A 16105-nucleotide genomic window follows, 5' to 3' on the forward strand; every position below is an offset into this window, starting at 1 on the left:
GTGGATGATAGAGCGACCACTCCAGGAAAGGCGAGCCGTGGCACGCACGATCGACCCGGTCCGGTACGCCGCGCGGCGGCTCGCCATCGTCGACGCGGCACTGACCCGCTTCGCCGAGGACGGTTTCGACCGCGCCACCACCGCGGCCATCTGCCGCACCGCCGGCATCGGCTCCGGCACCTTCTTCCACTACTTCCCGGCCAAGCTCGACGTGCTGCTGGCCATCCTCGAGCTGAGCACGGCCGAGACCGTGGCCTGGTTCGCCGCCCAGCAGCACCGCACCGACGCCGCCGTGCTCGACGACTACGTCATCCACGCGGCGGCCGGGTACGCCGACCCGCGGGTGGCCGGATTCGTCAAGGCCGTCGGCGCGGTGATGAACGACGAGCAGGTGGCCGCCGCGCTGGCGCGGGACGAGGCCGCCGTCGCCGACGGGCTGCTGCCGTGGGTCCAGGCGGCGCAGTCCACGGGGCAGGTCCGGGTCGACGTCCCGGCTGCCCGGCTGTGCGCCTGGGTGCTGGTCGTGCTCGACGGGTTCCTCGGCCGGCTGGCCACCGACACCGGCTTCCTCGCCGCCGCCGAGCAGGACATGCTGCTGGACACCGTCCGGCGGGTGCTCGCCCCGGCGCACCGCTGACCACGGTGCGCCGGGACGACGTACGGCGTCGGCCCGCGGGGCAGCCCCGCCACGTGCTCGACGAGGCGGGGCGGTGTCACCGCCGCGGCGGCCGGGCGGCCGGCCGCCGCTTCAGGCCGGCGGCGTACCGCCAGCACAGCGGCGAGCAGTAGACGGCGCCACCGACGACGGTGCGGTGCGAACGGATGGGTGTGCTGCAGTCACAGCAGAGATCCACAGTGGACGGCGTGAGGTGCCGTGGCCCGTGTCGCGTCCTCGGACGCAGTGGGGCCGCCCGTCCGGGCGGTGACCACCACTGTCCGCCGGTCGGCGCCCGAACTCAACCCTGATCCCGCCCGTTCATCCTCGTCCGGCCGTAGCCCAGCGCGGTGCCACCGGCGTCCGGGACGTGGTCCAGCCGGGCGGCCGCATCGGCAGGACCTCCCGGGTGAGCTCGCGCAGCACGGGGTCGGACAATGGAGGGCCTGCCGCCGCGGTACGTCGGCCGCAGCCCGGCGTGCGCGCCGGCCGGCACGTCACCCACCTGCACCGTCGTGGTCACGACCACCGGCCACGTGCGATCGGCGTGCGACGGACCCGGCTGAGGAACGCGGCCAGCGAGGAGGAGCCCATGGACACCCTGATCGGACGGGACACCGGCGCATGACCCGCGTCACATGGTGGGTAGGTCGGCGGGGGGCGCCGACCGGCGCCCATGGGGGAGCGGACATGGCGACGTCCTCGACAGAGATCGGTCCACCGTCGACACGTCCGCCGGTCGTCGACACCACCGAGCCCGGCCGACCGGCCGCGCTCCCGGGCGCCTCCCTCACCCGCAGTGGGTGACGCATCCGGCCGTTTCCGCCGAACGGTCAAGAAGCTCGGCACGGGCGTCGATCCCTCCTCGGTGAGCCGACGACGAGCCCCCGACGTGGCGACGCCACGCGTGATGGCGCGCACGCTGAGCGTGTTCTTCCTCTTCGGTGGCGTCACCGGCTCGCTCGTGGCGCTGGGTGCCGGCTCGGCCGGGTACGGGCGCGAGGTCCTCGCGGGCCTCTCGCTGTGCGCGGTGCTCGCCGCCGCGGTCGCGCACCGCTGGGGGCTGCGCTGGCGTCGGAACGTCTTCCACCTGCCCCTGGCCGGCGGAGGCGGACTCATCCTCGCCGCTGTCTCGGTGAGCCCCGACCCGGCCAGCGCGGTCGTCTGCGCGGCGATCATGTCCTTCGTCATCATCGACGTGTACTTCTTCTTCAGCTTCCTCGTCGCCTCCACGCACCTCGCCGTCTGGCTGCCTGCGGTGACCGCGGCGCTGCTCGCCCACGGCACGGTGTCCTGGGGTACCACCTTGGCCCTCGACGTGATCATGATCGCGCTGGGTGTTGTCACCCGTGAGCTGGTCGTCCGCGCCTCCGGCGCCAGCCGGGACCCGCTCACCGACCTGCGCAACCGCCGCGGCCTGGACGACGCCCTGCGCGAGCTGATGGTCACCGTGCCGCGCACCGGTGAGCGGCTGTCCGCAGCCCTGCTCGACCTGGACAACTTCAAGACCATCAACGACACGCAGGGCCACGACGCCGGGGACGCGGTGCTGCGCGAGGTCGCCGACGTCTGGCGCCGCGCACTGCCGCCCTCGGCCGTGCTCGCCCGGCACGGCGGCGACGAGTTCGCCCTGCTGCTGCCCGGCGTCCCCGGGCCCGCCGCCCTGGAGCTGGTGCGCCGGCTGTGCGCGCTGCACCCCGACATCCGGCTGTCCTGCGGGGTGGCCGAGTACGTGGTCGGCGACAGCGCCGCGCAGCTGATGCGCCGCGCCGACCAGGCGCTGTACGCCGCCAAGGCCGCCGGTCGCGGCCGCTGCGAACTGGACGGCGGCGAGGTGTCCGACCTGGCCCGCGACCTGGCCGTCGCGCTGACCCACGGCGACGTCGCCGTGCACTTCCAGCCGATCCTTCAGGTGGCCACCGACGACGTCGTCGGCGTGGAGGCCCTCGCCCGCTGGACCCACCCGGAGCGCGGGCCGGTGTCACCGTCGGAGTTCGTCGCCGTCGCCGAGCAGCACGGCCTGATCACCGCCCTCGGCGAGCACGTGCTTCGCCAGACCTGCACCCAGCTGGCCGCGCTGCACGCCGCCACCGGACGCCGGCTGCGCGTCGGGGTCAACGTGTCCGGCATCGAGTTGTCCGACCCCACCTACCCCGACCGGGTGCGCGCCGTCTTCGCCGACACCGGCTGGCCCGCCGAGGAGGTGGTGCTCGAGGTGACCGAGAGCCTGCTCGACGCCGAGTCCGCGACCTCCGTGGCCACCCTGCACGCGCTGCGCGACCTGGGCCTGAAGGTGGCCATCGACGACTTCGGCACCGGCTACTCCTCGCTGAGCCGGCTGGACACCCTCCCGATCGACGTGCTCAAGGTCGACCACTCGTTCATCGCCGCCATCACCACCTCCCCGCGCCGGACCCAGATGCTCCGCAGCATCGTGGCCCTCGCCGGGGCGCTCGGCATGGACGTCGTCGCCGAGGGCGTGGAGACGCCGGAGCAGGACCTGCTGCTGCGCAGCGTGGGCTGCACCTTCGAGCAGGGCTGGCTGCACGGGCGCCCCATGCCGGTGGCCGAGCTGCAGGCCACCCTGGAGCGCCGGGACGGCGAGCTGACCCGGGCCACCGGCTGACCCGTCGTCCGCAGATCCGCGAGCCGGCTCCACCGAACGGATGCGTCCACTCCTCCTACCGGGTGGAGACGCCGCCTGCACACAGGCGCTTCACTGGTCCGGTGATCGAGAACGGCCCGAGCGCCGCGACCCCCGCCGCCTCCCTGCACCGCGTCTCCGAGCAGCGCAGGCGGGCCCGCGAGGAGCGGGCGCAGCGCCGGCGCGCCCGCCGCGGCGACCTGCTGCTGGTGCCCGAGGCCGAGCCCGCGACGACGGCGGTCTTCCGTCCCGGCGCCGACACCGAGCGGGCCGCCGCGGAGACCCTGACCCGCCGGTGCGGCCCCGACGTCCGGCTGATGTTCCGGCGCAGCCTGGGCGCCGGGCGGGAGGGCGTCGTCGACGTCCTCGCGGTCACGCCGAGCGGGGTGCACGTCGTCGACGTGCGGCAGTACACCGGCTCGCCCGTGCGGGTGCGGCGCTCCACCGGGCTGGGCGAGCACCTGGTGGTCGGCGGCCGCGACCGCTCCGCGCTGCTCACCGCGCTGCAGCGGCAGGCCGAGGCGCTGCGGCTGGTGGCGGCCGAAGTGCCCACCGAGACCGACGTGCCGGTGTACCCGGCGTTCTGTTTCGACGTGGCCGACCTGCCGTGGGCGACCCAGTGGATCGCCGGCGTCCCGGTGCTGGGGCCGCGCGGCGTGGCCCGCCGGCTGAACGTGGGCGGCCCGCTGACGCCGGAGGCCGTGGCCCTGCTCGCCGCCCACCTCGCCGACCGGCTGCCGCCGGCCTGACCCCGCGGGGCCGCCGCACGGCGCCCCGGACGGCAGCGGGGCCGGACACCCGTCGGTGTCCGGCCCCGCCGTCAGCTCGCCCCGACCGTCACTCGACGGCGAGGTGGCCCTGGTACCGGCCGGCGGAGTTCCCGTGGCCGGCGGCGTGGCTCGTGCCCTTGACCTCGTCGCCGACTACCAGCGGGGTCGGGTCGTCGGCCAGGGTCAGCGTGGCGAAGGCGATCGCCTTGCTGTTGATCCCCAGCGCCTCGGTGCTCACGTTGGCGATCGTGTCACCGGGGGAGTGGTAGTTCGGGTCGTAGGCGACCCCCGCCGTCCCACCGAACAGGGCGGCCTCCTCCGGCGTCTTCAGCTGCTCGGCGCCGGTGAACAGCCCGGTCGCCGGGATGCCGGCCTCGATGAAGCCCTGGTAGTCCGAGCGGCCGGAGAACTCCGTGTCCACCCACGGCTGGCCCTTGCGGTCGAAGTAGTCGGTGAACACCTGCTCCAGCGACTCCGAGCCCGCCGGCACGGCGACCGGCGCCGGGTACGTCGACTGGTTCGAGTCGTACACGCCGATCACGTAGTTCGGCGAGCCCACCATGTCGAAGTTCAGGTACCCGGTGATCTGGGCGCGCTCGGCCTCGGTCAGCGAGTCCACGTAGGTGCTCGACCCGATCAGCCCGGACTCCTCCGCGCCCCACCACGCGAACCGGACGGCGTTCCGGGTCGGCGCCACCTGGGCGAGCTCCAGGGCGGTCTGCAGGATCGCCGCCGAGCCGGTGCCGTTGTCGTTGATCCCCGGGCCCTCGTCGACCGAGTCCAGGTGCGCGCCCATCATGATCACGTTGTCGGCGTCGCCGTACGGCGTCTGGGCCACGATGTTGAACGTCGAGGTGGTGGTCGTCCGGATGTCGATCGCCAGCGTCGTCGGCGCGCCGGCCTGCCCGAGCAGCGCCTGGCCGGCTGCCTGCGTGATGCCGCCGGCGGGCGCGCCGGTCGCCGGGGTCGCGCCGAGCGTGCCGTTCAGCGGCCCCTCGGTGTTGTTGTAGACCACGACCCCGACGGCACCGGCCGCGCTGGCCAGCTGCTGCTTCACCGCGAACGCGCACCCGCCGCGGGACACCAGCACCACGGAGCCCGCGGTGCCGGTGCCGTAGTCGGTGGCCTCGCAGCCCGGGGTCGCGTCGCCGGCGGCGAGCACCGACAGCGGGCCCTGCACGGTGCCCGACGGCGAGGACGTCATCGCGATGACGTCGACCGCCTGACCGCCGACGGTGAGGGTCTGGGTCAGCGTGCGGGAGGAGGTGAACTCGAAGGGCTGGCGCTCGACCTGGTAGCCGGCGTCCTCCAGCAGGCCCTGCACGTAGTCGCCGGACGCGTCGTAGCCGGGCGTGCCGCTGGCGCGGTTGCCACCGTTGGCGTCGGCGATGCCCTGCAGTGCGCGCAGGTGCCCGAGCACCTCCTCGGTGGAGACGCGGTTGGCGAACCCGTTCGGGTTCGGGTGGGGGGCGGCCACGGCGGGAGCCGCGACCAGCAGGGAGCTCGCCAGGGCGGCCGTCGCGGTGGCGAGGGTCAGCCCGGTACGGCGGGGACGGAGCGACATCGGTGTCCTCTCGGTGCGGACCGCGGGGGACCACCCGCGGTCGGTGCCGAGGAACGCAGCCATGCTCATGAGTTGGCGTCAACACCTCACTGATCCGGCGTGGACTCCCGTCGTCCGACGGCGGGGGGTGAAGCCACTGGTCGCTGCCGACGCACAGCTGTCGCACAGCTCGGACACGCCGACGGGCGACGCGCCGGAGCGCGTCCCGCGTGTCGACCGGTCAGCCGGCGGCGTGTCGCCGGGCGCCCCGGCCGGCCACGGACTCGTGCACGGCCTCGAGCCCGTCGATCAGCGCGTCCAGGGCGAAGGTGAAGCCGGACCGGTCGGGTGACTCCCCGTCCGGCCCGTCACCCCCGGCGGTGGTGGCGGCGCCCAGCACCAGGAACCGGGCGGCCGCGGCGACCATGGTGGCGTGCCGGGCGGGCCAGCCGTAGCCGAGCAGCGCCTCGTGCACCTGGTCGGCCTTCACCAGGTGGTCGGTGCGCCCGGGGCTGCCGCCGGCCACCACCGGCGCCGCGTTCGGGTGCCAGTGCACCGCGGCGTGGAACGAGGTGGCCCAGGTGCGCAGCCCGGCCTGCCAGCTCGCGCCGAAGTCCGACGGGTCGATCCGCCTGGCCAGCCGGTCGGCGATCGCCTCGAGCACGGCGTCCTTGTTGGGGAAGTGGGTGTAGAGCGAGGCCGCCTGCACGCCCAGCCGGGTGGCCAGCCTGCGCATCGTGAGCGCGTCCAGCCCGTCCTCGTCGATGATCGCCAGCGCCTGGTCGCGGATCAGGCTCTGGCTGAGGATCGCCTCCTTGGGGCGTGCCATCGTGGTCCTCTCGTCGGTGTCCGGCCGCTCAGCCGGTGGTGACCGGGCTCCGGTCGGCCCGCAGCCGGGTGACCCGGCTGGCGCCGCCGCCCAGATCGTCCCGGATGCCGCGCACCGGCGTGCCGGCGGCCGCCGGGTGTGCCCGGCGGTGCGCGATCTGGTCGAAACGCCGCGGCACCTCGCACGCGGTGGTGTGGTTGATCCCGGCCACGCGCAGGTGCCGGTGCCGGAACAGCCAGCGGCGGCCGTCCTTGACCAGCTGGTCCTCGAAGGTGCCCCAGATGTGCAGCACCCGGTCGACGTCGGCGGCCTCGTGGAAGCCGATCAGGTGCGTTGTCGTCGAGGCCGTCCGGCCGTCGTAGCGCACCAGCCGCACGTCGGAGCAGTGGAAGCTGATCGCCGAGTACAGCGTGAACCTGTCCTCGAACAGGTCCCGCAGCTCCAGCTGCCCGCGGTGCACCGCGCCGCCACCGAGGTCGACGGCGCCGTCGTCGGTGAACAGTGCCAGCGCGGCCTCGACGTCGGCACTGTCGCAGTGATCGCAGTAGGCCTGCACGGCGTCGGAGATGCGGGCGCGGTCGATGAGCTCCTGGACGTCGTCGTCTCGGGACATGGCTCCTCGTGGGGTGCAGCTGCCGGAGCGGTCGGCATGGTGGTCGGGATCACATCGAGGGCAGACTAGCGGTCGGCGCAGCGTCTTCCTAACGCTGTTCGTCCGATCGAGGGGACTAGCTGAACCTAACGCTGTTTGGTAACTTCTCGATCAGGCGAGCCGGTCACCCGAGCGCGCGCACCGCCGACGACGAGGACGGCGGACGACGGGCGTCACGGCGCCCCGACCGGCGAGAGGAGGAGCGATGAGCGTCGTCGACCTGGGGGAGGTGCAGCTGTTCGTCACCGACACCGGACCGCTGTCCGGTGTGGGCGCCCCGCCGGTGCTGCTGGTGCACGGCTGGACCTGCGACTCCCACGACTGGTCCGACCAGCTGGACTCGCTGGCCACCCGGCACCGGGTGATCGCCCCGGACCTGCGCGGTCACGGCCGGTCCTCGACCCCCGCCGCGGGCTACACCGCCCAGCACCACGCCGCCGACCTCGTGGCCCTGCTCGACCGGCTCGACGTCGGCCCGGTCGTCGTCATCGGCCACTCGCTGGGCGCCGTGGTGGCCGCGGCACTGGCCGTCGAGCACCCGGAGCGGGTGCTGGCCACTGTCGTCGTCGAGCCGGCCTACGGCCAGCCCCCGCCCGCGCTGGAGTGGCTGGTGGGCGTGGCCGACCAGTTCGGCACCCAGGACGGCAACGCGCTGGCCGCCGACCTGCAGGCCGCCACCGAGCCGACCGCGCCGGCCCGGCAGCGCGCCTGGCACCGCCGCCGCACGCTCGGCATGGCGCCGGCGCTGCTCGCCCGGACCTTCCGCGACATGTACGTCGTCCCGGAGCAGGTGTCCGGGCAGCCGGCCACCGACCGCTACCTGGCCGGGCGCCGCTGCCCGACCCTGGCCTTCCACCGGCTGCCGGACATGGCCGACTGGGAGCGCGGCGTGCTCACCCACCCGGCCAGCCGGGCGGTCAGCTGGGAGGGCTCCGGGCACTGGCTGCACCAGGAGCGCCCGGTGGAGTTCAACCGGCTGGTGCTCGACTGGCTCGCCGACCTGCCGGTAGCCGGGCACCCGGCAGACCGGCCCGCCCTGCAGGGCACCGCGTGAGCGGCAGCCGCCTGTTCGACCCGGTGCAGCTCGGGCCGCTGCGGCTGCGCAACCGCGTGGTCATGGCCCCGATGACCCGGCAGTTCTCCCCGGGCGGGGTGCCCACCGCCGAGGTCGGCGACTACTACGTGCGGCGGGCCGAGGGCGGGGTCGGCCTGATCATCAGCGAGGGCCTGGAGATCGCCCACCCGGCCTCGGTGCACTCCGCCGCCATCCCCGACCTGCACAGCGAGGCCGCGCTGGCCGCCTGGGCCGGCATCGCCGCCCGCGTCCAGGCCGCCGGTGCGGCCTTCGTGCCGCAGCTGTGGCACGTCGGCGGCTACCGCGCGCTCGTCGCCGACCGGCCGCGGCCCGACGTCCCGGCGCTCTCGCCGTCGGGGCTGTACCGCCCGGGCGAGCGGATCGGCGCGCCGGCCGGGGACGGGGACATCGCCGCGGTCGTCGAGGCCTATGCCCGCGCCGCGGCCGCCGCCCAGGCGATCGGCTGCGACGGCGTAGAGCTGCACGGCGCGCACGGCTACCTCATCGACCAGTTCCTGTGGGCGGCCACCAACCGGCGCACCGACGGCTACAACGGCGACGTCGAGGCCCGGTCCCGCTTCGCCGCCGAGGTGGTCGCCGCCTGCCGCGCCGCGACCAGCCCGGACTTCCCGCTGTTCCTGCGGTTCTCCCAGTGGAAGACCCAGGACTACGGCGCCCGGCTTTTCAGCACCCCGGACGAGCTCGGCCGGTTCCTCGCCGTCATGGCCGAGGCCGGCGTGGACGTCTTCGACTGCTCCACCCGCCGGTTCTGGACGCCGGAGTTCGACGGCTCGGACCGCACGCTGGCCGGCTGGACGCGCCGGCTGTCCGGCCGGCCCACCATGACCGTCGGCTCGGTGGGCCTGGACAGCGACGTCGTCGCCTCGCTGCACGGGCGGGAGCAGCACTCCGGCGTCGGCCGGCTCGACGAGCTGGACCGGATGCTGGCCCGCGGCGAGTTCGACCTGGTCGGCGTCGGCCGGGCGCTGCTGGCCGACCCGGCGTGGGTGCACAAGGTCCGGCGCGGCGCGCTGGAGGAGCTGATCGGCTTCGACCGCGCCCAGCTCGAGGTGCTCACCTGACCGCCCGCCGACAGTCACCCCGCCGTGCCGCCCCCGAGAGGAACCGATGACCACCACCCACGAGGTGTTCAACCAGGCCGAGGCGCTGGCCGACTCCGACCCCTCCGCCGACGAGGCCCTGCTGGACGCGCTGCACCGGGAGGGCGCCGGCTGGGCGGAGAAGGACGTGCGCGCCGCCGGTGAGCTGGCCGGCTCCGCGCACACCCTCGAGCTCGCCCGGCTGGCCAACACCCACCACCCGGTGCTGCACACCCACGACCGGGTGGGCCGCCGGGTCGACGAGGTCGAGTTCCACCCGGCCTGGCACGCGCTGATGGCCACCGCCGTCGGTCTCGGCCTGACCGGCGCCGCGTGGCGGGACGAGCGGCCCGGCGCGCACGTCGCCCGGGCGGCGACCGGCTTCGTGTGGGGCCAGGCCGAGGCCGGCCACATGTGCCCGATCGAGATGACCTACGCCGTCGTCCCGGCGCTGCGGCACGCCCCGGAGCTCGCCGCGGCCTACGAGCCGCTGCTCGCCTCCACCGAGTACGACCCCACCGCCGCCGCCCCGCTGACCAAGCGCGGGCTGCTCGCCGGGATGTCGATGACCGAGAAGCAGGGCGGCTCGGACGTGCGGGCCAACACCTCGCGCGCGGAGCCGGCCGGCGACGGCAGCTACGCGATCACCGGGCACAAGTGGTTCACCTCCGCACCGACCTGCGACCTGTTCCTGGTGCTCGCGTACGCCCCCGGCGGGCTGTCCTGCTTCCTGCTGCCCCGGGTCCTGCCCGACGGCAGCCGCAACGCCATGCGGCTGATGCGGCTCAAGGACAAGCTCGGCAACCGCTCCAACGCCTCCTCCGAGCTGGAGTACGAGCGGGCCACCGGCTTCCTGGTGGGGGAGGAGGGCCGCGGCGTGCGCACCATCATCGAGATGGTCAACGGCACCCGGTTGGACGTCGCCCTGGCCGGTGCGGCCGGGATGCGCGCGGCCCTGCTCGCCGCCGTGCACCAGACCACGCAGCGGCACGCCTTCGGCCGCGCGCTGGTCGACCAGCCGGCCATGACCGCGGTGCTGGCGGACATGACGCTGGAGAGCGAGGCCGCCACCCTGCTCACCATGCGGGTCGCCGGTGCCGCCGACCGCGCCGTCCGCGGCGACGCCACCGAGAGCGCCTTCCGCCGGGTCGCCGTCGCCCTGGCCAAGTACTGGGTGTGCAAGCGGGCGCCGGTGCTGGCGGCCGAGGCGCTGGAGTGCTTCGGCGGCAACGGCTACATCGAGGACTCGGTCATGCCGCGGCTCTACCGGGAGGCGCCGTTGGGCTCGATCTGGGAGGGCTCGGGGAACGTCGTCGCCCTGGACGTGCTGCGCGCGCTCAGCCGGGAGCCGGCCACCCTGCCGGCGTTCCTGGCCGAGCTGGACCTCGCCGCCGGCGCCGACCGGCACCTGGACGCCGCCCGCACCCGGCTGGCCGAGGAGCTGCACGCCCCCGAGCGGCCCGAGGCGGGCGCCCGGCGCACCGTCGAGCTGATGGCGCTGACCCTGCAGGCCTCGCTGCTGGTGCGGCACAGCCCGCCGTCGGTCGCCGACGCGTTCTGCGCCTCCCGGCTCGGCGGTGACTGGGGCAGCTCCTTCGGCACGCTGTCGCCGTCGGTCGACGCCCGGGCGATCGTGGCCCGTGCGACCCCGGTGCTGGTGCCCCGGTGATCGGCGAGCTGCGCCACGAGCCGCTGTTCCTGATGGAGTTACAGGTGGGCTACGACCGGGCGCAGCCGATCGGCGCCACCGCCGCCGGGTGGCGCGGGGTCTACCCGGTGGACGGCGGCACCGTCACCGGCGAGCGGGTGAACGGCACCGTGCAGCCTGGCGGCGCCGACTGGGTGACCCAGCGCAGCGACGGCGTCATGGTGATCGACGTGCGGCTCACGCTGGCCACCGACGACGGCGCGGTGATCGGCATGACCTACACCGGCCTGGCCCGCGGGCGCACTCCGGAGCTGACCGAGCGGTTCCGCCGCCGCGAGCTGCTGGGCTACGACGACTTCTACCTGCGCACCACGCCCCGCTTCGAGACCGGCGACGCGCGCTACGCCTGGCTCAACGGGCTGGTCGCCGTGGCCAACGGCGAGCGCACCGCCACCGGCGGGCGCTACCAGGTCTTCGCGATCACGTGAGCGGGATGCCGCAGCAGGGCCGGGTCGCCCTCGTCACCGGTGGCGCCGGCGGCATCGGTGCCGCCACCGCCCACCGCCTCGCCCGGGACGGCGCGAGCGTGGCGGTGCTCGACCTGGACGCCGACGGCGCCGCCGCGGTGGCCGGTGACCTGCCGCACGGCGGGCTCGGCCTGCGCTGCGACATCACCGACCCGGACTCGGTGGCCGCCGCGGTCGGCGCGGTGCTCCAGCGGTACGGCCGGGTGGACGTGCTGGTCAACAACGCCGGCATGCTGCGCAACGCCGACCTGCTGGACATGCCGGGCGACGTCTGGGCGGCGGTGCTCGCGGCCAACCTGACCGGTCCGTTCACCGTCACCCAGGCCGTCGTGGCGCACATGGCCGCCGCCGGCTACGGGCGGATCGTCTTCGTCACCTCGCTCGCCGCGCTGGGCAACCCGGGGCAGGCCAACTACGCCGCCGCCAAGGCCGGGGCCGCCGGGCTGGCGCGCACCGTGGCGCTGGAGCTGGGAGCCCGCGGCGTCACCAGCAACGTGGTCGCACCCGGGTACGTGCGCACCGCCATGCTGCGCGACGGGCTGGCGGCGCGGGGCCGGACGGTCACGGAGTTCGAGGCCGGCGCGGCCGGGCAGCTCGCCGTCGGGCGGATCGGCGAGCCCGCGGACATCGCCGCCGCGGTCGCCTTCTTCGCCCTGCCCGAGGCCGGCTTCGTCACCGGTCAGACCCTGTACGTCACCGGTCACCCCAGCGGCGGGTGACGTCAGTCCGGCAGCGGAGCGCGCTCCAGGCGCTGGAAGCGTCCCGGCAGCTCCTCCGACGCCGTCCGGTTGACCCCGGTCACCCGCAGCGCCCGCCGCCGGATCAGCCAGCCGCCGTCCGCGCGCACCAGCTCGTCGTCGTAGCGGCCCCACAGGTGCATCCGCTCGCCGCGTCCCGGGGCGTCGTGGAAGGCGTACAGCTGACTGGTCGTGCCGGCGGTCGCGCCGTCGTAGTGCAGCACCCGGGTGGTCGAGCAGTGGTGGTTCGTGGTGGTCCAGCGGCCGACCCGGTCGCGCACCATGGCGCGCAGCGCCGGCTGCCCGGTCGCCGTCGCGCCGTGTCCCATGTCCAGCACGGCGTCGGCGGTGAACAGCGCGAGCAGCTGCTCGACCTCGGCCCGGTCGACCAGGTCGCAGTAGGCGTGCAGGGTCTCGGCGATGAGCAGCCGGTCGGCCAGCTCGGTCAGCTCCACGGCGTGCTCCCCGGGTCGGTGGTGTGCCTATAGCGGCGTGCGCCAGCAGGGACGGTGACCGGCACCGCGTGGCCGTCCAGCCGTACTGCCGACGTGGTCACGGGCGCCTCCGGCTGCGGGTCGGGAGCGGGGCTGGTCACCCCGGCCGCTCTGTGCTCCAATAACCTAACACCGTTCGGAACCCCGGGCGGCAGACCCGTGGAGGACAGCCCGTGGCACCCGGTACCGCCTCGCTCACCCGGCCCCGCGCGCCGCTGGCGCTGTTCGACCTCGACGGGCTGGTCGCCCCGGAGGAGCTCGCGATCCGGGACACCGTCCGGCGCTTCGTCGACGACCGGGTCGCCCCGCACGTCGCCGGTTGGTGGGAGGACGGCGTCCTGCCGATCCGCGAGCTGGCCCGCGAGCTCGGCGACCTCGGCGTCCTGGGCATGCACCTGGAGGGCCACGGCTGTGCCGGGACGACGGCCACCGCCTACGGGCTGGCCTGCCTGGAGCTGGAGGCGGGCGACTCGGGCCTGCGCTCGCTGGTGTCGGTGCAGGGCTCGCTGGCCATGTACGCGATCCACGCGTTCGGCAGCGACGAGCACCGGGACCGCTGGCTGCCGGCGATGGCCCGCGGCGAGGCGATCGGCTGCTTCGGCCTCACCGAGCCCGACTTCGGCTCCGACCCGGCCGGCATGCGCACCACCGCCCGCCGCGACGGCACCGACTGGGTGCTCACCGGCACCAAGATGTGGATCACCAACGGCAGCGTCGCTGACGTCGCCGTCGTCTGGGCGCGCACCGAGGACGGTATCCGCGGCTTCGTCGTCCCGACGGACACCCCGGGCTTCTCCGCCCCGGCGATCGCGCACAAGATGTCGCTGCGCGCCTCGGTCACCTCCGAGCTGGTGCTGGACGGCGTCCGGCTGCCCGCGGACGCGGTGCTGCCCGGCGCGGCCGGGCTGTCCGGCCCGCTGTCCTGCCTGGACGAGGCGCGCTTCGGCATCGTGTTCGGCGCGCTCGGTGCGGCCCGGGACAGCCTGGAGAGCGCGCTTGCCTACAGCCAGAGCCGGATCATCTTCGACCGGCCGCTGGCCTCCTACCAGCTCACCCAGGCCAAGCTCGCCGACATGACCCTGGAGCTGGGCAAGGGCGTGCTGCTGGCCCTGCACCTGGCCCGGCTCAAGGACGCCGGCCGGCTGGCCCCCGACCAGGTCAGCCTGGGCAAGCTCAACAGCGTGCGGGAGGCGATCGCCATCGCCCGGGAGTGCCGCACCGTGCTCGGCGCCGCCGGGATCGTCGCGGAGTACCCGATGATGCGGCACGCGGCGAACCTGGAGTCGGTGCTCACCTACGAGGGCACCTCCGAGGTGCACCAGCTCGTCATCGGGCGGGCCGTCACCGGCATGGCGGCGTTCCGGTGACGGCCGTCGTGGACCCCGCCAGCGCGCCGGCCGGCACCGGGCGGGTCGCCGGGAAGACCGTGCTGGTCTCCGGCGGCGCGCGCGGCATGGGCGCCGCGCACGCCGCGCGGCTGGTCGCTGAGGGCGCGCGCGTCGTCGTCGCCGACGTCCTGGGCGAGGAGGGCCGGGCGCTGGCCACCGAGCTGGGGCCGAGTGCCGCCTTCACCCCGCTCGACGTCACCGAGCCCGACAGCTGGGCGGCGGCGCTCGCGCACACCCAGTCGACGTTCGGCCCGCTCGACGTCCTGGTGAACAACGCCGGTGTCGGCGGCGGCAGCTCGGCGCTGCTGGACATCACCCTCGCCGACTGGCAGCGCGTCATCGACGTCAACCTGACCGGCACCTTCCTCGGCATGCAGGCGGCGGTGCGCGCGATGGCGGCGTCCGGGGGTGGCTCGATCGTGAACGTCTCCTCGATCTTCGGGCTGCGCGGCATGCCGGTGATCCACGGCTACGTGGCCGCCAAGTTCGCCTCCCGGGGGCTGGCCAAGTCCGTCGCCCTGGAGGTCGCGGGCCTCGGCATCCGGGTCAACTCGGTGCACCCCGGGATGATCGTCACCCCGATGACGGCCTCCCGGGCCCGCGACGTGCTCACCATCCCGCTGGGCCGGCCCGGTGAGTCCGACGAGGTGTCCCAGCTGGTGCTGTTCCTGGCCAGTGACGAGTCGTCCTACTGCACCGGTGCCGAGTTCACCGTCGACGGCGGCGTGACCGCCGGCGTCCCCCTGGGCTGACCGCCCCCCTCCCGACTGGAGCCCCCGTGTCCGCAGACGTGCACGCCGCACCCACCCTCGACGTCGACCGGTGCCTGACCGACCCGCAGTTCTTCGCCGGGATGCAGTTCCACGACCTGTTCCGCCGGCTGCGCGCCGAGGACCCGGTGCACTGGACCGTCGGGGACTACGAGCGCCCCTACTGGTCACTGACCCGCTACGACGACTGCGTGGCGCTGATGAGCGACTCGACGCTGTTCAGCAACCTCGCCGGGCCGCACCTGCCTCCCAAGGGCCGCGACCTCACGCCCGAGGAGCACCGGATGTTCGGCACGAACACCCACATCCTCATGTCCGACCCGCCCGACCACGGTCGCCGCCGGCGGCCGATGAACAAGCACTTCTCGGTCCCGGTGGTCACCCGGCTGCGACCGATGTTCAGCGAGATCGTCACCGATCTGCTGGACGCCGCCGAGGCCAAGGGCGACTTCGACATCGTCGCCGACATCGCCGCACCGCTGCCGGTCAAGGTGATCCTGCGGCTGCTCGGCGTGCAGGAGGAGGACTGGGCCGCGGTGCAGCAGATGGCGGTCAACGCCCTGCACTCCCAGGACGCCGAGTTCCAGGTGGACGGGCACGACGAGCTGACCGCCGTGGTCACCTACATCGACCAGGTGTACCAGTACGTGCTCGGGCTGATCCTGGACCGCCGGGCCACCCCGGCCGACGACTACGCCACGATCCTGGCCCAGCTGCGCGACGGCGACGAGCTGTTCACCGAGCGCGAGGCGGCCTTCATGGCGGTCGGCTTCGTGCTCGGCGGCCTGGAGGGCACCCGCAACGCGGTCTCGGTCGGGCTGATGGAGCTGATGGCGCACCCGGAGCAGGCCCGCGCCCTGGCCGCCGACCCGGCGCTGACCTCCGGCACGGTGGAGGAGGTGCTCCGCTGGACCACGCCGTCGAAGAACCGGCTGCGGGTCGCCACGGCCGACACCGAGCTCGGCGGCAAGCAGATCAGGGCCGGTGACTGGGTGGTCGGCTGGATCGCCTCGGCCAACCGCGACGAGGCCGTGTTCGACCGGCCCGACGACTTCGACATCACCCGGACGCCGAACAAGCACCTCTCCTTCGGCCACGGCGACCACACCTGCATCGGCCGCGCGATGGCCCGGCTGGAGCTGGAGATCCTCTTCCCCGCCTTCGTGCAGCGCTTCGGTGACCTGCAGACCCGCGGCGAGCCGGAGTGGCTGGTGAGCGACAACGCCACCGGCCTCAAGCGCTACCCCGTCCGTGTGGGGGTGTGAGGTGCTCC

Annotated in this window: 15 protein-coding genes; 11 read left to right on the forward strand and 4 right to left on the reverse strand. The window is 74.4% G+C overall.

What is annotated here, in order from left to right:
- The first annotated feature begins 37 nt into the window (after window positions 1-37).
- The 3 genes from G1H19_RS15505 (at window position 38) to G1H19_RS15515 (ending at window position 4048) form a co-directional block, all read left to right on the forward strand.
- Window positions 38-637 (forward strand): TetR/AcrR family transcriptional regulator, encoded by a 600-nt coding sequence (locus G1H19_RS15505; RefSeq protein WP_202925778.1) that lies wholly within the window; start codon window positions 38-40, stop codon window positions 635-637.
- Window positions 638-1547: 910 nt separating this feature from the next.
- Complete coding sequence (locus G1H19_RS15510) at window positions 1548-3281, forward strand: putative bifunctional diguanylate cyclase/phosphodiesterase (RefSeq protein ID WP_162392367.1); 1734 nt, start codon at window positions 1548-1550, stop codon at window positions 3279-3281.
- 101 nt (window positions 3282-3382) lie between these two features.
- Window positions 3383-4048: a nuclease-related domain-containing protein gene (locus G1H19_RS15515; protein ID WP_152727341.1), complete on the forward strand. Its 666-nt coding sequence runs from the start codon at window positions 3383-3385 to the stop codon at window positions 4046-4048.
- Between the two features lie 88 nt (window positions 4049-4136).
- Here G1H19_RS15515 and G1H19_RS15520 read toward each other — a convergent pair whose 3' ends face one another.
- The 3 genes from G1H19_RS15520 to G1H19_RS15530 all read right to left on the reverse strand — a co-directional run bounded on the left by G1H19_RS15520 (window position 4137) and on the right by G1H19_RS15530 (window position 7054).
- Window positions 4137-5702: a M28 family metallopeptidase gene (locus tag G1H19_RS15520; protein WP_204282687.1), complete on the reverse strand. Its 1566-nt coding sequence runs from the start codon at window positions 5700-5702 to the stop codon at window positions 4137-4139.
- Between the two features lie 151 nt (window positions 5703-5853).
- Entirely contained in the window at window positions 5854-6441 is a 588-nt protein-coding gene (locus tag G1H19_RS15525) for a TetR family transcriptional regulator (RefSeq protein ID WP_152727342.1), read from the reverse strand.
- 28 nt (window positions 6442-6469) lie between these two features.
- Window positions 6470-7054, reverse strand: coding sequence for a nuclear transport factor 2 family protein (locus tag G1H19_RS15530; RefSeq protein ID WP_152727343.1), 585 nt, complete (start codon window positions 7052-7054; stop codon window positions 6470-6472).
- Window positions 7055-7298: 244 nt separating this feature from the next.
- On the opposite strand from G1H19_RS15530, the gene G1H19_RS15535 reads away from it, so the two are divergent.
- The 5 genes from G1H19_RS15535 to G1H19_RS15555 are packed head-to-tail and all read left to right on the forward strand — an operon-like array spanning window position 7299 to window position 12162.
- Window positions 7299-8147 (forward strand): alpha/beta fold hydrolase, encoded by an 849-nt coding sequence (locus G1H19_RS15535; protein ID WP_152727344.1) that lies wholly within the window; start codon window positions 7299-7301, stop codon window positions 8145-8147.
- Window positions 8144-9250: an oxidoreductase gene (locus tag G1H19_RS15540; protein ID WP_162392366.1), complete on the forward strand. Its 1107-nt coding sequence runs from the start codon at window positions 8144-8146 to the stop codon at window positions 9248-9250. Before G1H19_RS15535 ends, G1H19_RS15540 begins: the two co-directional genes overlap by 4 nt.
- A gap of 46 nt (window positions 9251-9296) precedes the next feature.
- Window positions 9297-10937 (forward strand): acyl-CoA dehydrogenase family protein, encoded by a 1641-nt coding sequence (locus tag G1H19_RS15545; protein WP_152727345.1) that lies wholly within the window; start codon window positions 9297-9299, stop codon window positions 10935-10937.
- Window positions 10934-11404, forward strand: coding sequence for a DUF3237 domain-containing protein (locus G1H19_RS15550; RefSeq protein WP_202925777.1), 471 nt, complete (start codon window positions 10934-10936; stop codon window positions 11402-11404). Before G1H19_RS15545 ends, G1H19_RS15550 begins: the two co-directional genes overlap by 4 nt.
- 5 nt (window positions 11405-11409) lie before the next feature.
- Window positions 11410-12162 (forward strand): SDR family NAD(P)-dependent oxidoreductase, encoded by a 753-nt coding sequence (locus G1H19_RS15555; RefSeq protein WP_152727880.1) that lies wholly within the window; start codon window positions 11410-11412, stop codon window positions 12160-12162.
- Between the two features lie 2 nt (window positions 12163-12164).
- Here G1H19_RS15555 and G1H19_RS15560 read toward each other — a convergent pair whose 3' ends face one another.
- Window positions 12165-12635 (reverse strand): nuclear transport factor 2 family protein, encoded by a 471-nt coding sequence (locus G1H19_RS15560; protein WP_152727346.1) that lies wholly within the window; start codon window positions 12633-12635, stop codon window positions 12165-12167.
- A gap of 212 nt (window positions 12636-12847) precedes the next feature.
- Here G1H19_RS15560 and G1H19_RS15565 point away from each other — a divergent pair, with 212 nt between their 5' ends.
- Genes G1H19_RS15565 through G1H19_RS24630 form a run of 3 tightly spaced genes read left to right on the forward strand, consistent with a single transcriptional unit; the run spans window position 12848 to window position 16097 of the window.
- Window positions 12848-14041 (forward strand): acyl-CoA dehydrogenase family protein, encoded by a 1194-nt coding sequence (locus tag G1H19_RS15565; protein ID WP_162392365.1) that lies wholly within the window; start codon window positions 12848-12850, stop codon window positions 14039-14041.
- A gap of 8 nt (window positions 14042-14049) precedes the next feature.
- Window positions 14050-14814, forward strand: coding sequence for a glucose 1-dehydrogenase (locus G1H19_RS15570; RefSeq protein WP_217269536.1), 765 nt, complete (start codon window positions 14050-14052; stop codon window positions 14812-14814).
- 26 nt (window positions 14815-14840) lie between these two features.
- The gene (locus tag G1H19_RS24630) at window positions 14841-16097 is read left to right on the forward strand and encodes a cytochrome P450 (protein WP_152727347.1); all 1257 of its coding nucleotides are present in this window, start codon (window positions 14841-14843) and stop codon (window positions 16095-16097) included.
- Window positions 16098-16105 lie beyond the last annotated feature (8 nt).

Origin of the sequence: Goekera deserti (assembly GCF_010685995.1) — a bacterium.
GTDB classification, from domain to species: domain Bacteria; phylum Actinomycetota; class Actinomycetes; order Mycobacteriales; family Geodermatophilaceae; genus Goekera; species Goekera deserti.

What these genes read in the sequence shown, in the direction of transcription:
- G1H19_RS15525 (WP_152727342.1), bottom strand. Translation starts at nt 6,441, where the DNA reads ATGGCACGCCCCAAGGAGGCGATCCTCAGCCAGAGCCTGATCCGCGAC.
- G1H19_RS15555 (WP_152727880.1), top strand. Translation starts at nt 11,410, where the DNA reads ATGCCGCAGCAGGGCCGGGTCGCCCTCGTCACCGGTGGCGCCGGCGGC.
- G1H19_RS15520 (WP_204282687.1), bottom strand. Translation starts at nt 5,702, where the DNA reads ATGAGCATGGCTGCGTTCCTCGGCACCGACCGCGGGTGGTCCCCCGCG.
- G1H19_RS15545 (WP_152727345.1), top strand. Translation starts at nt 9,297, where the DNA reads ATGACCACCACCCACGAGGTGTTCAACCAGGCCGAGGCGCTGGCCGAC.
- G1H19_RS15530 (WP_152727343.1), bottom strand. Translation starts at nt 7,054, where the DNA reads ATGTCCCGAGACGACGACGTCCAGGAGCTCATCGACCGCGCCCGCATC.
- G1H19_RS15535 (WP_152727344.1), top strand. Translation starts at nt 7,299, where the DNA reads ATGAGCGTCGTCGACCTGGGGGAGGTGCAGCTGTTCGTCACCGACACC.